This window comes from Stenotrophomonas sp. Steno-Z2, from assembly GCF_056393235.1.
The window spans coordinates 131,785-150,880 of record NZ_JBWJOY010000004.1; the positions used below are offsets into that span (position 1 = coordinate 131,785).

At 70.2% G+C, this 19,096-nt stretch carries 18 protein-coding genes; 8 read left to right on the plus strand and 10 right to left on the minus strand.

Annotated elements, in window-relative coordinates:
* Window positions 1-253 precede the first annotated feature (253 nt).
* The 3 genes from AC06FP_RS11215 to AC06FP_RS11225 all read right to left on the minus strand — a co-directional run bounded on the left by AC06FP_RS11215 (window position 254) and on the right by AC06FP_RS11225 (window position 3,131).
* Window positions 254-727, minus strand: coding sequence for a DUF494 family protein (locus AC06FP_RS11215; protein ID WP_054668528.1), 474 nt, complete (start codon window positions 725-727; stop codon window positions 254-256).
* A 44-nt stretch (window positions 728-771) separates the two neighbouring features.
* Window positions 772-1,923, minus strand: coding sequence for a DNA-processing protein DprA (dprA, locus tag AC06FP_RS11220; RefSeq protein ID WP_478075545.1), 1,152 nt, complete (start codon window positions 1,921-1,923; stop codon window positions 772-774).
* A 77-nt stretch (window positions 1,924-2,000) separates the two neighbouring features.
* A complete protein-coding gene (locus tag AC06FP_RS11225; protein ID WP_456117937.1) occupies window positions 2,001-3,131 on the minus strand; it encodes a LysM peptidoglycan-binding domain-containing protein in 1,131 nt (376 codons plus the stop codon).
* Between the two features lie 129 nt (window positions 3,132-3,260).
* Here AC06FP_RS11225 and def point away from each other — a divergent pair, with 129 nt between their 5' ends.
* From def to AC06FP_RS11245, 4 genes are all read left to right on the plus strand, one after another.
* Entirely contained in the window at window positions 3,261-3,776 is a 516-nt protein-coding gene (gene def, locus AC06FP_RS11230) for a peptide deformylase (RefSeq protein ID WP_456117938.1), read from the plus strand.
* A gap of 94 nt (window positions 3,777-3,870) precedes the next feature.
* Window positions 3,871-4,794 carry a methionyl-tRNA formyltransferase gene (gene fmt, locus AC06FP_RS11235; protein WP_478075546.1) on the plus strand — a complete coding sequence of 308 codons (924 nt, stop codon included), beginning with the start codon at window positions 3,871-3,873 and terminating at the stop codon, window positions 4,792-4,794.
* Between the two features lie 3 nt (window positions 4,795-4,797).
* Complete coding sequence (rsmB, locus tag AC06FP_RS11240; RefSeq protein ID WP_478075547.1) at window positions 4,798-6,135, plus strand: 16S rRNA (cytosine(967)-C(5))-methyltransferase RsmB; 1,338 nt, start codon at window positions 4,798-4,800, stop codon at window positions 6,133-6,135.
* Between the two features lie 223 nt (window positions 6,136-6,358).
* Entirely contained in the window at window positions 6,359-7,090 is a 732-nt protein-coding gene (locus AC06FP_RS11245) for a glycosyltransferase family 25 protein (RefSeq protein WP_456117941.1), read from the plus strand.
* Between the two features lie 40 nt (window positions 7,091-7,130).
* Here AC06FP_RS11245 and AC06FP_RS11250 read toward each other — a convergent pair whose 3' ends face one another.
* Together AC06FP_RS11250 and AC06FP_RS11255 are read right to left on the minus strand one after the other, a co-directional pair.
* A complete protein-coding gene (locus tag AC06FP_RS11250; RefSeq protein ID WP_478075548.1) occupies window positions 7,131-8,060 on the minus strand; it encodes a glycosyltransferase family 2 protein in 930 nt (309 codons plus the stop codon).
* Window positions 8,057-8,995 carry a UDP-glucuronic acid decarboxylase family protein gene (locus tag AC06FP_RS11255; RefSeq protein WP_456117943.1) on the minus strand — a complete coding sequence of 313 codons (939 nt, stop codon included), beginning with the start codon at window positions 8,993-8,995 and terminating at the stop codon, window positions 8,057-8,059. Before AC06FP_RS11255 ends, AC06FP_RS11250 begins: the two co-directional genes overlap by 4 nt.
* Before the next feature lie 166 nt (window positions 8,996-9,161).
* On the opposite strand from AC06FP_RS11255, the gene AC06FP_RS11260 reads away from it, so the two are divergent.
* Window positions 9,162-10,427 (plus strand): O-antigen ligase family protein, encoded by a 1,266-nt coding sequence (locus AC06FP_RS11260; protein WP_478075549.1) that lies wholly within the window; start codon window positions 9,162-9,164, stop codon window positions 10,425-10,427.
* Here AC06FP_RS11260 and AC06FP_RS11265 read toward each other — a convergent pair.
* Window positions 10,418-11,227: a glycosyltransferase family 2 protein gene (locus tag AC06FP_RS11265; RefSeq protein ID WP_478075550.1), complete on the minus strand. Its 810-nt coding sequence runs from the start codon at window positions 11,225-11,227 to the stop codon at window positions 10,418-10,420. The two genes, AC06FP_RS11260 and AC06FP_RS11265, sit on opposite strands and share 10 nt — an antisense overlap.
* A gap of 1 nt (window position 11,228) precedes the next feature.
* On the opposite strand from AC06FP_RS11265, the gene AC06FP_RS11270 reads away from it, so the two are divergent.
* The gene (locus tag AC06FP_RS11270) at window positions 11,229-12,287 is read left to right on the plus strand and encodes a CDP-glycerol glycerophosphotransferase family protein (RefSeq protein WP_478075621.1); all 1,059 of its coding nucleotides are present in this window, start codon (window positions 11,229-11,231) and stop codon (window positions 12,285-12,287) included.
* A 31-nt stretch (window positions 12,288-12,318) separates the two neighbouring features.
* Here AC06FP_RS11270 and AC06FP_RS11275 read toward each other — a convergent pair whose 3' ends face one another.
* From AC06FP_RS11275 to AC06FP_RS11290, 4 genes are all read right to left on the minus strand, one after another.
* Window positions 12,319-13,803 carry a PH domain-containing protein gene (locus AC06FP_RS11275; RefSeq protein WP_478075551.1) on the minus strand — a complete coding sequence of 495 codons (1,485 nt, stop codon included), beginning with the start codon at window positions 13,801-13,803 and terminating at the stop codon, window positions 12,319-12,321.
* Between the two features lie 11 nt (window positions 13,804-13,814).
* The gene (locus tag AC06FP_RS11280; protein ID WP_478075552.1) at window positions 13,815-14,324 is read right to left on the minus strand and encodes a PH domain-containing protein; all 510 of its coding nucleotides are present in this window, start codon (window positions 14,322-14,324) and stop codon (window positions 13,815-13,817) included.
* Window positions 14,325-14,379: 55 nt separating this feature from the next.
* On the minus strand, window positions 14,380-15,504 hold the full coding sequence (gene ribA, locus AC06FP_RS11285) for a GTP cyclohydrolase II RibA (protein ID WP_478075553.1): 1,125 nt from the start codon (window positions 15,502-15,504) through the stop codon (window positions 14,380-14,382).
* Window positions 15,505-15,587: 83 nt separating this feature from the next.
* Complete coding sequence (locus AC06FP_RS11290; protein ID WP_478075554.1) at window positions 15,588-16,508, minus strand: lauroyl acyltransferase; 921 nt, start codon at window positions 16,506-16,508, stop codon at window positions 15,588-15,590.
* 125 nt (window positions 16,509-16,633) lie between these two features.
* On the opposite strand from AC06FP_RS11290, the gene dtd reads away from it, so the two are divergent.
* Both dtd and rpoD read left to right on the plus strand, forming a co-directional pair.
* Window positions 16,634-17,074: a D-aminoacyl-tRNA deacylase gene (gene dtd, locus AC06FP_RS11295; RefSeq protein ID WP_478075555.1), complete on the plus strand. Its 441-nt coding sequence runs from the start codon at window positions 16,634-16,636 to the stop codon at window positions 17,072-17,074.
* A gap of 91 nt (window positions 17,075-17,165) precedes the next feature.
* Window positions 17,166-19,019 (plus strand): RNA polymerase sigma factor RpoD, encoded by a 1,854-nt coding sequence (gene rpoD, locus AC06FP_RS11300; RefSeq protein ID WP_456117951.1) that lies wholly within the window; start codon window positions 17,166-17,168, stop codon window positions 19,017-19,019.
* Window positions 19,020-19,096: the final 77 nt, after the last annotated feature.

The following is a 19,096-nucleotide window of genomic DNA, read 5'->3' on the forward strand; positions in this document are numbered from 1 at the left end:
AAGATTCCTTGTGCTCATCCACGTAGGAGCGCACCGGGTGCGCGACGGTTTTCCCTTCTGCCGCCGCCGCGGAACGATGCACCGCGGGCGGATGAGGGGATGGGGCGGGTTACATGCAGTCTGCCAGGCAGCCGCGCTCCGGTTTCCGCCCTGACGCGTGGCGTCGCGTTCCCCCCGTCGGGATTGCGGGTGATTCCTGCAGCGCGCTCCGCCCCTCCCCACGGAGGAGGGGCAGGGTGTTACCGCGCCTGCTTCAGTGCAGCGGCTCGGGTTCGTCGACGAACATCTGCGTTTCCATCCAGGCATAGGCGGCTTCCGCGCCCGGCTGGTTGAACAGCACCATCAGCACCACCCACTTGAGGTCGTCCAGGTCCAGTTCGTCCTGGTCCAGCGCCATCGCCCGGTCCAGCACCAGTTCGCGCTGGTCGGCGTCGAGGATGCCGTGCTGTTCGAGGAACAACAGGAAACCGCGGCTCTCCACGTCCAGCTTGTCCAGCTCCGGGCCATGGAAGATGCGCACCGGCCCGTCCACGCGCGCCTGGCCCACGGCCGGCCGCTGCTCGGCCAGCGCATCGAGCCAGTCGAAGGCCTTGCTGATTTCGGTGGGGCTGAAACCGGCCTGGATCAGGCCGTTCTGCAGGGAGTCGCGGTCTCTTATGAGATCGGCGTCCTCGCTGAAATAGTGTTCGAACAGATACAGCAGGACGTCCAGGATGCTCTCTTTCATTGCCCTCGGCCTGCGCCATGCGGCGCTGTGGAGGTGAAGGAACCTCAGGTGCGGGTGTAGCAGCCGTATGCGGACGACACCTTTCCCTCCAGTTCCATGACCAGCAGCATGGAGGACAGCCTGCTGGCCGTCAATCCAGTGCGTGTGATCAGCGAATCCATACCGGTTGGGTCGTGGCCCAGCGCATTCCACAAGCGCTGGTAGTCCGGGTCCGGTGGGGTGGGGGCCGGGCAAGGGGCGCCCGGCGCATCCGGAATGGGGGTCAGCAACCGGTTTTGCAAGGCGCCTGCCAGTTCGCCGGCCAGATTGGCCACGCCTTCAAGAATGTCGGCGGGCTGTGTCACCAATATTGCACCGTCGCGTATCAGGCGATGGCAGCCGCGCGCCATGGGGTTGTGGATCGAACCGGGCACCGCGAACACCTCGCGCCCGGCCTCGGCCGCCAGCCGCGCGGTGATCAGGGCGCCGGAGCGCTCGGCGGCCTCGATCACCACCGTGCCCAGGCACAGCGCGGCCAGCAGCCGGTTGCGGGCGGGAAACTGGCCGTTGCGCGGCGGCGTGCCGGGCGGGTATTCGCTGACCACCGCGCCGCTGGTGGCGATCTGCGCCTGGAGCGGGGCGTGCCGGCGCGGGTAGGCCAGGTCCGGGCCGGTGCCTATCACCGCGAACGTGCCGCCGCCCCCGTCCAGCGCGGCGCGATGGGCGGCCGCATCGATGCCCGCGGCCAGGCCGCTGCCGATGCGCAGGCCGCTGGCCGACAGCGCGCGGGCGAACGCGTAGGCGGTGTCGCGCCCGGCCGCGCTGGGGTTGCGGCTGCCGACGACGGCGATGGCGGGCTGCCACAGCTGCGCCGGGTCGCCGTCGACGAACACGGCCAGCGGTGGATTCGGGCAGTTGCGCAGCAGGGGCGGGTAGTCGGCATCGCGCCAGCCGAGCAGGTGGTGCCGCGGATGCTCCAGCCAGCGGCAGGCCTGCTCCATGCGCGCGGACGCCGGAGCGGCAAGGGCCCGCATCTGGTTCGGGTCGAGGCCGGCGCCACGCCATGCGGAAGGGCCGGCCGCCAGCGCGTCGCGGGCGTTGCCAAGGTGGTCGAGCAGATCGCGCAGTGGCCGCGCCGGGCCGCCGGCCAGGACCAGCGCCAGCAGGGCTTCGGCCTCGTGGCCACGTCCGCCGGCGGCGTCAGGAAGGGCTGGCATGCGTACATGCTGGCCCGGAAACGACGACGGCGCCCTGGGGCGCCGTCGTGTTGCCGCGTAGGACTGCGCCGCGACGCTTACTGGGCGTCCGGATGCCTGAGTTCGTAACCGACGCGGGCCGGCTTGGTGCCTTCCATCACCAGCGCATAGCTGACCTTGTCGAAGGTACGGAACACCATCGCATGCGCGGCGTATTCGGCCGGCAGCGATACGCGGCCGGCGCCGGGCTTCAGCGCGTCGTCCGCGCGCGAGGTCGCCATGCCGGCCACGCGGTCGTTGACATGGCGGCCGCTGCGCCAGACCGAGAACACGGTGCCGTTGTCGATGCCGTCGCGGGCGCCGCCGGAGATGGCGATGACGTCGCGCGGTCCCCCCGAGGTGAACGTGTCGGCGACGGCCAGCACGCGCAGGTAGCCGTCGGCGACCGTGGTGCGGGGCGCGTGCGGCACGAACTGCAGGTCGTAGGGGTTGGCCTGCACCGGCACCAGGCGGTCGCCGGCGCGGACTTCGCGGCCGCTGTCCTGCAGCAGCAGGGTCGAGGCTTCGTGCTCGCCGCCGCCGACGCGGCTCAGCGTGCCGACCGCGACCTGGGCCAGCTCATAGCCCAGCAGTTCGTGGCGGTCGCTGCTGGCGACGTAGCTCTTCCACAGGTCGCCGGTGAACGGCGTGGTGTTGCCGCGCTCGTCCAGGTCGTCGCTGGGCCTGGGCTGGCCATAGCGGACCGTGGGCCGCAGCACGGCATAGCGCTGGCCCGGCTGGCCGTTCTGCAGGCCACGGACATAGACCTGCTGCCCGGCGCTGCCGCGCATGCGGCTGTCTTCCAGGCCGACCACGTAGGGCAGCTCCTTGAAGCTGTCCATGACGGTCAGGTTCTTCAGGAACGGTTCAACCTCGGCCAGCGGGATCGCATTGATCGGCGCCTCGTCGCGCCTGCCCGGCTGGATCGTGCCCTGCACCCGGTCCAGATAGGCCAGGCTCAGGACGTCGCCCGGGTAGATCAGGTGCGGATTCTTGACCTGCGGGTTGGCCTGCCAGATTTCCGGCCAAAGCCAGGGTTTCTTCAGGAAACGGGCGGCGATGTCCCAGAGCGTGTCGCCCTTGCGCACCACATAGGTGTCGGGATGGGTGGCGCCCGTCTCCACCGCCACGGCATAGGTCGTCACGGTCAGCAACGCGACGGCGGCGACCGTACGTAATTGTTTCAGCATGGCTGCAATCTGCCTGATTCCCCAACAGGTCCGCGCACTATAGTGCAGAACACGGGGCGCCGGGCAAGCGCAGGCGCTAGAATTGGGACGTCCTGCCGAATTGTGCGGCATCTGCCATCCGGAGCACCCATGGCCCTCCTGCCCATTCTCGAATTCCCCGACCCGCGGTTGCGCACCAAGGCGGCCCCGGTCGACGCCGCCGAAGTCACCACGCCGGCCTTCCAGCAGCTGCTCGACGACATGTTCCAGACCATGTACGACGCCCCCGGCATCGGCCTGGCCGCCAGCCAGGTGGACGTGCACAAGCGTTTCATGGTCATCGACGTCAGCGAGGAGCACGACGCGCCGCAGGTGTTCATCAACCCGCAGATCGCCAGCGCCAGCGAAAGCGGCCGCGTCTACCAGGAAGGCTGCCTGTCGGTGCCCGGCATCTATGCCGACGTGACCCGCGCCGACAGCATCGTCGTGCGTTTCCTCGACCGCGAGGGCCGCGAGCAGGAACTGGCCGCCGACGGCCTGCTGGCCACCTGCATCCAGCACGAAATGGACCACCTGGACGGCAAGCTGTTCATCGACTACCTCTCGCCGCTCAAGCGCGAGATGGTGCGCAAGAAGCTGGCCAAGCAGCGCAAGCACGTCGCCTGAGCCGTCGCCGTCCCGGCGTGGCCGGGATCGCGCACCTGCGCATCGCACGGCGCCGACCTCCGGCGCCGTCGTTCTTTCCGGGAGTTGGAATGCCATGAGAATCGTTTTTGCCGGTACGCCGGAGTTCGCCGTCGCCTCGCTCGGCGCGGCCGCGCGCCACCATGAGGTGGTCGCGGTCTACACCCAGCCCGACCGCCCGGCCGGCCGCGGCCGTGGCCTGATGCCGTCGCCTGTCAAGCTCGACGCCATCGCCCGCGGCATCCCGGTATTCCAGCCGGAGAGCCTGAAGACCGCCGAGGCCCAGCAGCAGCTGCGCGACCTGCAGCCGGACCTGATGATCGTGGTCGCCTATGGCCTGATCCTGCCCAGGGCGGTGCTTGCCATCCCCACCCACGGCTGCTGGAACGTGCATGCTTCGCTGCTGCCGCGCTGGCGCGGCGCCGCGCCGATCCAGCGCGCCATCGAGGCCGGCGACAGCGAGACCGGCGTGTGCCTGATGCAGATGGAAGCCGGACTGGATACCGGGCCGGTGCTGCTGAGCCAGCGCACCGCCATCGCCGACACCGACACCGGCGGCCTGCTGCACGACCGCCTGGCCGAGATGGGCGCGCGGGTACTGTCCGACGGCCTGGGCCTGCTGCGGGCCGGGCTCAAGCCGGTGCCGCAGGTACAGCCGGAAGCGGGCGTGACCTACGCGCACAAGCTCGACAAGGCCGAGGCGCGGCTGGACTGGGGCCAGGACGCGGCCGCGCTGGCGCGGCGGGTGCGCGCCTTCAATCCGTGGCCGGTGGCCGAGGCCACGCTGGCGGGCGAGCGCGTGCGCATCCACGGCGCGGTGGTCATCGACGACAACCGCGGCAGGGCGCCGGGCACGGTGATCGGCGCGTCCCGCGAGGGCATCGACATCGCCTGCGGCCGGGGCGCGCTGCGCCTGCGCGTGGTGCAGCGCGAGGGCGGCAAGGCGATCACCGCCGCCGATTACCTCAATGCCCGCCGCGACCTGCCGGTCGAGGGCTGACGGATGGCGGTTTCGGCATCCGGGCCGTGGAACGGCGGCGCCGCGCAGCAACCGGGCGTGCAGACCCGCCTGCTGGCCGCCAAGGTGCTGGCGGCGGTCATCGGCCGTGGCCGTTCGCTGAAGGCGGAACTGGCGGCCACGCTGCCGAAGCTGGACGACGGCCGCGACCGCGCCCTGCTGGAGGCCATCTGCTTCGCCACCCTGCGGCGCCGCGCGGTGTACGAGCAGGCGCTGCGGCAGTGGCTGCAGAAGCCGCTGGGGCCGCGCGACGGCGCCCTGAAGGGCTTGCTGCTGGCCGGCTTCGCCCAGCTCGACGCGCTGGAACTGCCGGCCCATGCCGCGCTGTCGGCCACGGTCGACGCGGCGCGCGCGCTGGGGCGCGAGCGCCAGGCCGGCCTGGTCAACGCGGTACTGCGCCGGGCGCAGCGCGAGGGCTTCCCCGCCGCCCGCGCCGAAGATGCATGGCCGGTGTGGCTGCGCGAACAGGTACGCCGGGACTGGCCGGCGCAGGCCGACGCGGTGTTCGCGGCCAGCCTGCAGCCGGCGCCGCTGTGGCTGCGGATCAACCGGCAGCGGCAGGCGCGCGAGGCCTACCTCGAACAGCTGCGCGATGCCGGCATCGGCGCCGAGGCCTCGGCCCTGGCCGCCGATGCGATCCGCCTGCCGGTCGCGGTGCCGGTCGCCAGCCTGCCCGGTTTCGGCGAGGGCGCGGTGTCGGTGCAGGACCTGTCGGCGCAGCAGGTGGCCGACGCGCTGGCGCCGAAGCCGGGTGCGCGGGTGCTTGACGCCTGCGCCGCTCCCGGCGGCAAGGCAGCGCACCTGCTCGAGCGCGACCCGACCCTGAGCCTGCTGGCGCTGGATGTGGACGCGCGGCGCCTGCAGCGCATCCGCGAGACTTTCGACCGTACCGGCGTGGGCGCGTCGGCGCAGGTACGCGCGGCGGACGCGGCCGATCTGGACACCTGGTGGGACGGGGCGCCCTTCGAGGCGGTGCTGCTGGACGCGCCGTGTTCGGCCACCGGCGTCGTCCGCCGCCAGCCGGACGTGCTGCTGCACCGCCGTCCCGGCGACATCGATGCGCTGGTCGCCCAGCAGGCACGCCTGCTCGACGCCCTGTGGCAGGTGCTGGCGCCGGGAGGCGTGCTGCTGTACGCCACCTGCTCGATCCTGCGCCGCGAGAACCAGCAGCAGATCGCCGCCTTCCTCGCGCGCACGGCGGACGCGCGCATCGAAGCGTTGCCGGAAGCCTTCGGCCATGGCGATGCGGGAACCCGCCAGCGCCTGCCCGGCGAAGAGGAGGCCGATGGCTTCTTCCAGGCGCGACTGGTGAAGGTCCGGTAGCTGGTCCTGCCAGGCAGGCGCGGATGGAGCGTTTGCCCGTCCATTCACGTCGGCGTCCCGGCGCCTGTGCAATGCTTGTGAAGAAAGCTGCGGGCCATGTGAAGCCGCCAGCTGGACCGCTGGCGTGATGGATCGCAGACAGCCGGCTGTCTGGTCCGCGTCGTCATTCCCCCCATCCTGAAGTGTTCCCATGCCTCGGCCCACGAGCGAACTGCCGATATACGTGATCAACCTGCCGGCGTCGGCCGACCGGCGGCTTTCGATGGAGCGCCAGGCAGCCGCGCTGGGGTTGCGGTTCCAGTTCTTCGAAGCGGTGAACGGGCGCGAGCCCCATCCGCTGTTCGGCCACGTGGCCGAAAGGAAGCGGCTGCTGCGCAAGGGCAGGCCGTTCCGCCCCGGGGAGATCGGCTGCTGGGCGAGCCACTACCTGCTCTGGCAGCGTTGTCTGGAAAGCGGGCAGCCGATGATCGTCCTGGAAGACGATATCGTCATCGACCCGCGCCTGCCCGGGCTTCTGGCAGACCTGCGGCAATTGCCGCAGGAAATCGGGTATTTCCGCCTGCATGCGGCCGACCGGCCCAGCGAGCCCTGGTGCTGCTTCGGCGATTTCGTGCTCCACCGCTACTGGCGCAGCCCGCTGTGCACGTTCGGCTATTACCTGGCCCCCGCGGCGGCGGAGCGGCTGCTCAGGCATGCGGACGAATGGATCCTGCCGGTCGACGATTACATGGACCTGGCCTGGCTGCATGGCGTGGAGTGCCTGGGGCTGAGGCCCGGCCTGGTGAGCAGCGACGAAAGCTTCGAGTCGATCATCCGGTCGCGCCAGGGACAGAAGGAGTCCGTCGGGCCGTGGCGCTGGCTGGCGCGGGAAGGCTACCGCCTCAAGCTCGACGTGCGCTGGTTCCTGCACAACCTGCCCGGGCGCTTCCGTACCCGGGCCGTATCCTGCCCCTGAGCTGCCTGGCGCCGCCCGGCGACGCCGGGGTTTCCGCCCGTCAGCGGCGGCCGCGCCTGCGGCCCAGCAGGATGCCGACGGCGCGTTCGTAGCGTTTCCACCAGGGGCCATCGCCGCGCAGGGCCAGCGACGCGTAGCGCTTCCTTTCCTTGCGCGTCGGCGCGGGCTTGGTGCGGTACTCGTTCTTGCTGTGGACGCTGCAGTTGTCGTCCAGCCCGCTGCGCCAGGCGTAGTGGCGGACGATGCCGTAGTTGCGCAGGCCGTTCAGGTACAGGGAGGCGGGCTGCTGCCGCGTCGCCCACCAGCCATTGCTGCCGTGGGTGCGGTATTCGACGCAGCCGGTGGGCAGGTAGAACTTGCGCGCGCCGAGGATGCTGGCGCCATGGACCAGGCAGGCGTCGGCGCACAGCTTCCACTGCCTGCGGAAGCTGTGCGGCAGGTCCAGCACGGTGTCCGCCCAGCGCCGGCGCAGGGACAGCGCCGAGGTGGGGGCGCCATACCAGGTGACGAAGAAATAGGTGCTGATCGCGGTGTAGCCCAGGTCGATCGGCGCCTTGCTGTCCTCGTAGAGGATGTCCTGGTTGTCGATGCCGAAGGTCTGCAGGTCGCTGAACACGAAATCGACATCGCGGCGCTCGTCGTAGACCGCGCCGATCTTCTCCAGGTACTGCGGTTTCCAGCGGTCGTCGGCGTCCAGGAAACAGACCACGTCGGCGGTGGCGGCCGCCGCGCCGCGCTGGAAGGCCGCCAGCTGCCCCTCGTTCTCGCCGAACAGCAGGGTCACGCGCGGGTCGGCGCCGTAGCGCTCCTGCAGCATGGCCGGCGAGCCATCGGTGGAGCCGTCGTCCACGACGATGACCTGCGCGGCGGGCCGCGTCTGCGCAAGCGCGCTTTCCACGGCCTCCACGACGAACTGGAGGTAGTTGTAGCTGGTGATGACGACGGAGAAGGTGGTGGCCATGGTGCTCATGCCGCCAGCACCCGGCGGAAGTAGGCGATGGTCTCCCTGAGGCCGTCGTCCAGCGCCACCTTCGGCTCCCAGTCCAGGGCCGAGCGCGCAAGCGCGATGTCCGGCTGCCGCTGCTTCGGGTCGTCCTCCGGCAGCGGCTGGAAGACCAGCCTGGAGCCGCCTCCCACCAGCGTGATCACCTTTTCGGCCAGCTCCAGCATGGTGAACTCGCCCGGGTTGCCGATGTTGACCGGCCCGGTGAAGCCGCGCTCGCTGTCCATCATGCGGACCATGGCGTCGATCAGGTCGTCCACGTAGCAGAAGCTGCGGGTCTGGCTGCCGTCGCCATAGATGGTGATGTCCTCGCCCTTGAGCGCCTGCACGATGAAGTTGCTGACCACGCGGCCGTCGTTGGGATGCATGCGCGGGCCGTAGGTGTTGAAGATGCGCACCACCTTGATGTCCAGCCCGTGCTGGCGGAAGTAATCGAAGAACAGCGTCTCCGCGCAGCGCTTGCCTTCGTCGTAGCAGCTGCGCAGCCCGATCGGGTTGACCCGGCCCCAATAGCCCTCCTGCTGGGGATGCACTTCCGGATCCCCGTACACCTCGCTGGTGGAGGCCTGCAGGATGCGGGCGTCCAGGCGCTTGGCCAGGCCGAGCATGTTGATCGCACCGTGCACGCTGGTCTTGGTGGTCTGCACCGGATCGTGCTGGTAATGGACGGGCGAGGCCGGGCAGGCGAGGTTGAAGATGCGGTCCACTTCGACGTAGAGCGGAAAGGTCACGTCGTGGCGCATCAGCTCGAAGCCGGGGTTCCCCAGCAGGTGCGCCACGTTGCGCTTGCTGCCGGTGAAGAAATTGTCCACGCAGAGGACGTCGTGGCCGTTGTCGAGCAGGCGGTCGCACAGATGCGAGCCGAGAAAGCCGGCGCCGCCGGTTACCAGGATTCGTTTCATGGGAAAGAAAGGACGCCGGAGGGATACGGCCGGTGGGGAATTATACAGGCGTGGTATCGTCCGCCGGCTGCCGGGCGGGAGTGGTTTCCGGGAGCTTGGGAGGGTCCGTTTCCCGGTGTCTGGCCGGTAGGGAATGGTTCATGGCTTCGACACCAGAGTGGCAGGGATGGCACGCAATCCGACGTATAGCGCAACCGCTGATCTCGAGCGGAAGGACGCCTTGGGCATGCTGGCGTCGGCAGGGCTGTTCCTGCTGCCTGCCGCGATGGTGAGCACGCCGTTCAATGCGCTTCCCTTTGCGGTGGTGCTGCTCGTGACCAGTCTCTGGGGGTTCCCGCGCCTGGCGCGCGCGCGCGGCGGTGTCGTCGGATGCCTGCTGCTGGCCCTGGCCGTGGCCGCGTTGGCTTCGGCGCTGGCGTCGTCGTGGCAGCTCGCCGACGGATTCAGGGACGAGGGGTATCGCACCCGGTTCCTGGCGACACCCTGGGTGCTGCTCTGGGTATGCGCGTTCCGCCCCCGCCTGGAGGCGCTGTGGTGGGGCGCGCTGTCCGGCCTGTTCGCGACGTTGGCCATCGCCGGTTACCAGGTCGCCCACGGCTGGCCGCGTGCGGAGGCCTGGACCAATGCCATCGTGCTGGCCGATGTCACCCTGGTGCTCATGATCCTGCTGGTGTTCTGCCGGCCGCCGGGGCGCTGGGGCTGGATCGCGCTGGGCATGGCGGCCGGTGGCGGGGTGATCCTGCTCAGCGGCAGCCGCGGCGTATGGCCGGCGCTGCTTGCCCTGCTGGTCGCGATGGCGCTGTCGATACGCCGGGGCAGCGGGCGCCTCCGCCTGGCCTCGCTGGCCGGGCTGCTGCTGGTCGCCGCCACGCTGGTGCTGACGGTCCCGCAGTTGCGCGAGCTTACCCGCCTGAGCGAGCTGCACAGCGATGTGCAGCGCATCGAGGCCGGTGACGTGGATTCGTCCGCGGGCGCGCGCCTGGAGCGGCTGCAGGTGGCATGGGACACTTTCCGCGAGCACCCGTGGACCGGGGTGGGCATCGGCAATTTCGACACCGCCATGCAGCGCCTGCCGGATTGCCGCGTGCCGCAGGCAGTGGAGGCGCGCTGCCATCTGGGGCATGCGCACAACGACGTCGCCGAGTGGGGCGCGACCCAGGGAATCCCGGGCCTGCTGCTGCTGCTGTGCATCTATGGCCTGCCGCTTTGGCTTTTCGTCCACCTGCACCGCCGCAGCGGCGCGGATGGATTCCGCGGCCCCGCCGCGGCCGGGGTGATGGTGGTGCTCGCCTACCTCCTCTGCGGCGTGACCCAGTCGATGTTCGCCCACCAGATAACCGTGAGCACCTACGCCACGCTGGTCGGGGTGCTTGCCGGCCTGTCGCTGGTCACGGCGCCCGGGCGTTCCCGGCCCGTCGCCGCTCAGGGCTGATCGCGGGGTGGGTCGGCCACGTTCCGGCCGTTCTGCAGCAGCCACAGCATGATGGTCTTCTGCCGCACGTAGTTGGCGCGCACATAGGCGTAGACCAGGCCGTGCCAGCCGTCGCGGAAGCCGCCGCGCAGCAGCCAGCCGCGCCAGAAGCGCCAGGCCGGCGCCAGCACCAGCTTGCCGAGCGTGGCGCGTTTGCCGCGGGCGAATTCGTGCTCGGCCATCATCCGCGCATAGCGCTGGGTCTTGGCCAGCTGCTGCTCGAAGGACCGGTACGGGTAGTGGACCAGGTCGCCGCGGAGCGTGCGCACGGTGCCGTCGACGCTGGCGGCCTCGTGGATCTCGCGCTTGCCGCGCCAGCCGCCGCGGCGGCGGTCGAACAGGCGCAGCACACGGTCGGGATAGGCGTTGCCGTGGCGCAGGAAGCGGCCGAAGTACTCCGACAGCCGGGCGAAGCGGTAGCCGGCGGCGGCGAAACCCGCGTCGCGCGCCTGCTCGATGCTCCGGCGCAGTTCCGCGCTCACGCGTTCGTCGGCGTCCAGGCACAGCACCCAGTCGTGGCTGGCCTGTTCGACGCAATACGCCTTCTGGCTGCGGAACCCGTCGAAGGCGCGCTGCAGCACGCGCGCGCCGGCGGCTTCGGCGATGGCCACGGTGGCGTCGCTGGAATACGAGTCCACCACCACGATCTCGTCGCAGAACGCCAGCGAGGCCAGGCAGTCGCCGATGCGCGCGGCTTCGTTGAACGCGATAATGCAGGCCGTGATGCGAGGCCGTTCGGTGGGAGCGGTCGAAGAGGACATGGTGATGGCCGGATACCTGCTGTTTGCGACGGAGCGCTATGCGCTGCCTATTCTCGCGCCTCTGGCGCAGGCGTTGCACGCGGTCGGCCACGAGGTCGCGGCCTGGTTCGAGGGCGGCGCGGCCGGGGCCGCCCTGGAAGGCGTGCCGTCGATCGGGCTGCAGCAGGCGCTGGCGATGCGTCCGCGCGCGGTGCTGAGCGCGGCCAACTGGGTGCCGCCGTTCATCGCCGGCGCCAAGGTGCAGCTGTTCCATGGCTTCAACGTGCAGAAGCGCGAGGATGCCCGCGGCCATTTCCGGGTACGGGGCCTGTTCGACCTGTACTGCACGCAGGGCCCGGCGACGACGCGGCCGTTCCAGGAACTGGCCGCGCGCGAAGGCCATTTCGCGGTGAAGGAAACCGGCTGGCCGAAGCTCGATCCGCTGTTCCGCGACGATGGCGGGCAGGCCGCCGCCCTGCGCGCGCCGGCCGCTGGCCGGCCGGTGGTGCTGTTCGGCTCCACCTTCACCGAGCGCCTGAGCGCGGCGCCGCATCTGTACGACAGCATCGCCGCGGACATCGCCCAGGGCGAGCGTTACTGGCTGCTGACCCTGCACCCCAAGTGCGCGCCGGAACTGTTCGCACGCTACCGCGCGCTGGCCGGCGGCAACGCCCGTTTCGTCGAGCCGGAGCAGGTGATGGCCGCGCAGCGCGCCGCCGACGTGCTGGTTTCCGATACCTCGTCGATCGTTTCGGAGTTCATCGTCCAGCACAAGCCGGTGGTGACCTTCCGCAACCGCGTGCCGCAGCCGCACATGCTCGATTTCGACGATCCGCAGCAACTGCCGGCCATGCTGGCGCGCGCGCTGTCGCCGGAACCGGCACTGATGGCGGAGATCATCCGCTATGCCGATTCGATCCACCCGTACCGGGACGGACGTTCGTCCGAGCGGGTGGTCGCCGCCACCGAGGATTTCATCGCCGGCCGGCTGGGAGCGCTCAAGCGCAAGCCGCTCGGCGCGATGTGGCGTGGGCTGCAGATCCGCCGCGATCTCGGCTATTGGGGGCCATCGCGGTCGTAGTCGCGGTCGCAGGCGCGCACCGGCGGCGCGCTTACCAGCGCAACCTGCGCCGCGCCATCTCGCGCCCGAGTTGTTCCATCAGCTCGTGGGCGCGGGCTTCGTCGAGGAAACGCAGCCGCAGCGGTGGCGAACCGGAGGCGCCGGCGGTATCCAGGGTGAGCGTGGCGGTGCCGAAGTGGTGGTCCAGCGGCGAGCGGTCCAGGCGCAGCGCCTGCAGCTTGTCCAGCTCGGCCACGCGCCACCAGCGGTTCCACCAGCCGCCGCGTATCGCCACGCGCCGCGGGTCGATGCTGTAACCCATGCGCGCGACCTGGCGGTGCGCCTTGAGCGCGGACCAGGGCAGCCACAGCAGGGGCAGCAGGCCCCAGGCGCCGAACTCGCGCCAGCCCAGCGTCGCCGCCGCGCCGACGACGAACAGCGCCGGCAGGCACAGCCGCCACCAGCCGCGCATCGACACCGCCTGCCACTGCGGCGGCGGCCACTGCGCCCCGGGCAGCAGATGCCGCAGCAGGTCGTCGCAGGCGGCCGGCGTGGCCAGCGGCGCCAGCTCCTTCAGCGCGCGCCCATCCTGCTCCTGGGCGCCACCACTGGCGATGTCCACGCGCAGCTGGCGGCGCCGGAACAGGCGGTGCAGCACGCCCTCGCGCAGGGTCCAGGCCTGGATGCGGCGGCGCGCGACGCTGCTGCGCAGCCGGGTGAACAGGCCGCGCTCGACGGTGAGGCGGCGCTCGGCCTCGCCCAGGCGGAAGCCGTGGTACTGCACGATTGCCAGGGCGATGGACAGCAGCCACATCAGCAGCAGGGCCAGCAGCAGGAGCAGGGCGATGGTGCCGAGCAGCGGGAACGTGCCCAGCTGCAGCTGGCTGGCATAGCCGAACGCCTGCCGTCCCTGCTCGCGGACGAAGTCCTCGGCGACCTCGCGCGGGAACATCTGCCAGAGCGCGCCGAGGGCGGCCGCGGCCACCACCAGCGCGCGGTTGGAGATCAGGCCCAGCCGCACCAGTTCCGGCAGCGGCAGTTCGAGCAGCGCGACGGACTGCGGATTCTCCGCCGTGGCGGGGGTGGTGCTGCCGCCTTGGCGGATCAGCCGCTCCAGCTCCAGCGCCTGTTCCAGGCGCAGTACGCGCATCCGCGCTTCGGGCTTGTCGCCGGCGGCCGATTCCAGGCGCAGCTCGGCCACGCCGAACAGGCGGTGCAGCAGGTTCTGGTGGACCACCACGTTGTGGATGCGCGCGAACGGAATTTCGCGGCGGGTGCGCTCGAGGATGCCGCTGCGCACGGTCAGCGCGTCATCGCCGATCCGGTAGCGGTAGGTCAGGTACTGCAGCAGCGCGGTGGCGGCCAAGGCCACGATCATTGCCAGCGTCACCAGGTGGAACGGCCATTCGCTGTCCTGGCGGCGGCTGCCGAAGAACAGCAGCGCCACCAGCGGCAACAGGAACTGCTGCAGCTGCTGCAGCAGTTCGAACAGCCACGACCACGGGTGCAGGCGCTGCTCCTGCGACGTTGCTGGCATTCCGGCCGGGCTCACAGCGCGTCGTCGAGGTCGAGCTGGCGGGCCAGCCGGTCGCGCAGGCGCTCGGCGTCGTCCTGGGCAAGGCCGGCGATGGCGACGGTGTTCATGCGCGTGCCGGCGGTATGCACGACCAGCGTCGCCAGGTTGGCGGACCGCTGCAACGGCCCGCGGCGCAGGTCCAGGTGCTGCACGCGCGATACCGGCACGTGGCTCTCGCTCTGCCACAGGTGGCCGCGGCGCACGCCCAGCGCCTGCGCGTCCAGCCGCCAGAAGGTGCGGCGATGGCGGCGCCAGCCGATCCAGGCGCCGCCGAGCAGGCCCACGGCGGCGGCGATCAGCGCGGTCGGCAGCCACCAGGGGTTGCGCAGCACCAGCGACAGCGCGCCGCCCGCCAGCAGCAGGGTGAACATCGATGCCAGCCCGGCGCCGATCGCGGCGAAAGGCGCGCCGCGGCGCGGCAGGGGCTGCCAGTCGTCCGCGGTGGCGGACGGCGCGGCGGGAAGGCGGGGAGGTTCGATCATGGCGCGACCATACAGGGACGCCGGGACTTCCGTCATCCGTGCGGCGCGCCGGCGATCACTGCGCGGACATGATCAGCGCGTCGACATCCAGGTGGTGGCCGGCACGCGCGGCCTTGGTGCGCAGGTACTGCTCATTCTCGGGCGTGATCTCGCCGGTCACCGGGATGCTGCCCAGCACTTCGATGCCGGCATTGCGCAGGTGCTGCACCTTGGTGGGGTTGTTGGTCAGCAGCTGGATGCGCTGCACGCCCAGGCCGCGCAGCATGGCGATCGCGCTGCCGTAGCGGCGTTCGTCGGCGCCGAAGCCCAGCTGCGCGTCGGCGTCGATGGTGTCCAGCCCTTCGTGCTGGTAGCCGTAGGCGCGCATCTTGGCGGCGATGCCGGTGCCGCGCCCCTCCTGGTCCAGGTACAGCAGGATGCCGCCGCCCAGTTCCTTCAGCGTGCGCAGGCCGCGCCGCAGCTGGTCGCCGCAGTCGCACTTGAGCGAGCCGAACAGGTCGCCGGTCAGGCACGAGGAATGCACCCGCACCGGCACCACGCCCTGCAGGTCGGGCGTGCCGACGATCACCGCGACCTGGTCGCGTTGCGCCACGCCGCCGCGGAACACCGCGAACTCGGTCATGCCCACGTCGCGCAGCGGCACCGGCGAACGCGTCACCAGCTCGTAGTCCTGGCCGGCCTGGGCGGCGCCGCAGCGCAGATCGTCCAGGGCCAGGTGCAGGCAGTCGTCGAACGGCGTGTCGCCGGCGTGCAGCGTCGCCGACACCAGCGCCGGCAGCAGCAGGCCCAGGCGGGCGACCTCCACGGCGGCGGCGTCCAGAGGGTCGCCTTCGGTGGGAATGCCGGCCGGCGACGGCGTGTCGCGCAGGTAGGCCAGCGCCGGCAGGCTCTCGAAGCCCTGCCCGGCCAGGGCGATGCGGATGCCATGGGCCGAGTCGATGCCCAAGGTCCGCGCGCGCGGCGTGGTCAGGAACAGGTAATGGCGGTCGTCCGCGGCCCGGGCGAAGCTGGCGAAGCCCGCCGGCGAGGCGCTGTCCAGCGCCATCGTGGCCAGGCGGCGGTCGCCATCGGTGATCACCACCGGCCGCCCGGCGCGCAGTTCGGCCGCGGCGCGCTCGCAGCGGATCGCCGCGGTCTCGCCGAAGCAGGGGGAAACAGGAGTGGGGGACGTGGCGTTCATCGGCAACCTAATGAGGCCGGCGGTCGCAGATTCAATCGACCGCCGGGGTGACGCAGTGTTGCAGGGGCATTGTGCATGCGCACTCAATGCGGGTGGCGCTCCGTGGCGTAGGGGTCGCTTTCGCCGCTGCCGGGCGGACGCAGGGTGTAGCGCTTGTAGGTCCACTGGTACTGCGCCGGATCGCGCCGGGCGATGCGCTCGATGCCGGCGCTCAGCGCGCCGGCGGCGACCTGCAGGTCGGGATCGGCGATCGATGCCGGCGCCGGTTCCACATGCAGGGCGAACTCGATGTCCGCGCCGGTCCGCTCGCACCAGGCGTAGAGCACCGTGGCGCCGGTGCGCTCGGCCAGGCGGTTGACCAGGGTCATGGTCAGCGCCTGCACGCCGAAGAAGGGAACGAACACGCCATCGCCGTTCTTCGGCTGCTGGTCGGGCAGGATGCCGACCGCGCCGCCGTCCTTGAGCACCTTGAACAGCTGCCGCACCGCCGGGCCCTCGGCGCGGACCTGGCGCACGTTGTCGCCGCCGCGCACCAGCTGCAGGAACTCATCGCCGGTCGGGTTGTCCGGGGGCGCGTAGACGATGGCGATCGGCCCGCGCGAGGCCAGCCACTGGTTGAGCAGTTCCCAGTTGCCGTAATGCGGGGCGACCACGATCACGCCCCTGCCCGCGGCCAGCGCCGCGTCGTACAGCGCCTGGCCATGGCGCTGGCGCAGGTGACGGTCCAGGTTGGTGGCCGGGTCGTGGGTCCACAGGTACAGGGTTTCCATCGCCTGGCGGGCGGTGGTGCGCAGGACCTCGCGATGCAGGCGCGCGCGCTCGGGCGCGGGCAGCGCCGGGTAGGCCAGCTCCAGGTTGCGGCGCGTGACCCGGCTTTCGCGGGCGTCCAGCCGGCCCCACAGCCAGGCCAGGCTGTCGGCCAGGGTCCGCTGCCACGGCCAGGGCAGGGCGGTCAGCAGGGTGGCGAGGCGGTGGTAGAGCTTGGCGGCGCGTTCCGGTTTCATCCGCGCAAGTTTAGTACGCCGCGATGGCGGGCCTGGGGGCAGTGCCTGCCCCGGGCCGATTCTCCCGGTCCCTTGCGGACGCGGGGCGGTATATGGTGCGGCCTTCCGCCGTCCCAGGAGTGTCCATGCTTTCCCTCATCCAGCGCGTCGCCCAGGCTTCGGTCACCGTCGAAGGGGAGGTGGTCGGGCAGGTCGGCCCGGGCCTGCTGGCGCTGGTCGGGGTCGAACCGGGCGACGACGAGGCAGCGCTGGCGCGGATGGCCGAGCGCCTGCTGGGTTATCGGGTTTTCGCCGACGATACCGGCAAAATGAACCGCTCCCTGCGCGATACCGGCGGCGGCCTGCTGCTGGTCAGCCAATTTACCCTGGCCGCCGACACCCGTTCCGGCATGCGCCCCAGTTTCAGCACCGCCGCGCCGCCGGCCGAGGCTGAACGGCTATTCAACCGATTGGTGGCGATCTGCCGTGAAAAACACGCTGGCGGGGTGGAAACCGGGCGCTTCGGTGCCCATATGGTCGTCAGCCTGGTCAACGATGGACCGGTGACCTTCCTGCTCAGACCCTGACGCGCCGTGAAACCACCGCCCGGCAAGCGTTATGCTGCGCTGGTATAATAGTAGGTTCTCTATCTTTCCCTGCCGGTGGCGCGAGCACTACATGGCCAACGAACGTCCTGCCCAGCAATCCGATATCAAACAACTGATCAGCAAGGGCCTGGAACAGGGCTACCTGACCTATGCCGAAGTCAACGATCACCTGCCCGACGACATGGTCGACCCGGAGCAGATCGAGGACATCATCGGCCTGATCACCGGCATGGGCATCGACGTCCATGAAGTGGCGCCCGATGCCGACACGCTGATCCTGAGCGACGGCAACACCGGCAACCGCGAGGTGGATGATACCGCCGCCGAGGAAGCCGCCGCCGCGCTGACCGCGCTCGACACCGAAGGTGGCCGCACCACCGACCCGGTGCGCATGTACATGCGCGAGATGGGCACGGTCGAGTTGCTGACCCGCGAAGGCGAAATCGCCATCGCCAAGCGCATCGAGGAAGGCCTGGGCCAGGTGCAGGCCGCACTGGGCACCTTCCCGCCGGCCGTCGAGTCCGTGCTGGCCGACTACGAGCTGCACAAGGAAGGCAAGAAGCGCCTAGCCGAGATCATCGTCGGCTTCAACGACCTGGTCGAGGAAGAGCCGGCGCCGGCCGCCGCCGAGGGCGACGACGCCTCGGACGACAGCGACAGCGAAGCCGACGAGGACGAGGACGATGTCGGCGGCGACGAGGATGCCGGCCCCACCGGCCCGGATCCGGTCGAAGTCGCCAACCGCATGGAACAGCTGGCCAGCGACATGGCCAAGTTCAAGAAGGCACACGCCAAGGGCGACCTCAAGGCGCAGGCCAAGCTGCGCGAGGAGCTGTCGGCGACCTTCGTGACCCTGAAGCTGCCGCTGCCGCTGACCGACGTGCTGGTCCGCATGCTGCGCGACACCATGGGCCGGATCAAGGCCCAGGAGCGCCGCGTGCTGCACCTGGCCACGGTCACCGCGCGCATGCCGCGCAAGGACTTCATCCGTTCCTGGGAAGGCAACCAGACCAACCTGGAATGGGTCGAGGACGCGATCAAGCGCAAGCAGAAGTGGTCGTCGGCGCTGCGCGACGTCAAGGACCAGATCATCGCCGAGCAGCAGGCCACGCTCGACGTGGAGAAGGAGTCGCACCTGAGCCTGGACGAGCTAAAGGAAATCAGCCGCGTCATGGCCTACGGCGAAGCCAAGGCGCGCAAGGCCAAGAAGGAAATGGTCGAGGCCAACCTGCGCCTGGTGATCTCCATCGCCAAGAAGTACACCAACCGCGGCCTGCAGTTCCTGGACCTGATCCAGGAAGGCAACATCGGCCTTATGAAGGCCGTGGACAAGTTCGAATACCGCCGCGGCTACAAGTTCTCGACCTACGCCACCTGGTGGATCCGCCAGGCGATCACCCGTTCGATCGCCGACCAGGCGCGCACCATCCGCATCCCGGTGCACATGATCGAGACGATCAACAAGCTCAACCGCATTTCCCGCCAGATGCTCCAGCAGTACGGCCGCGAGGCCACGCCGGAGGAGCTGGCCAAGGAAATGGACATGCCGGAAGACAAGATCCGCAAGGTGATGAAGATCGCCAAGGAGCCGATCTCGATGGAAACCCCGATCGGCGACGACGAGGATTCGCATCTGGGCGACTTCATCGAGGACACCAACGTGGAGTCCCCGATCGACAACACCACCAACATCAACCTGTCCGAAACCGTGCGCGACGTGCTGGCCGGCCTCACCCCGAGGGAAGCCAAGGTGCTGCGCATGCGCTTCGGCATCGACATGAACACCGACCACACCCTGGAAGAGGTCGGCAAGCAGTTCGACGTCACCCGCGAGCGCATCCGCCAGATCGAGGCCAAGGCGCTGCGCAAGCTGCGCCACCCGAGCCGCTCCGAGCAGCTGCGCAGCTTCCTCGACATCGACTGACCGTTCCGCAGCGCCATCGCGGCACGCAAGAAAGGGCCCCGCAGTGCGGGGCCTTTTCGTTTTCTGCGGCCCCGTGC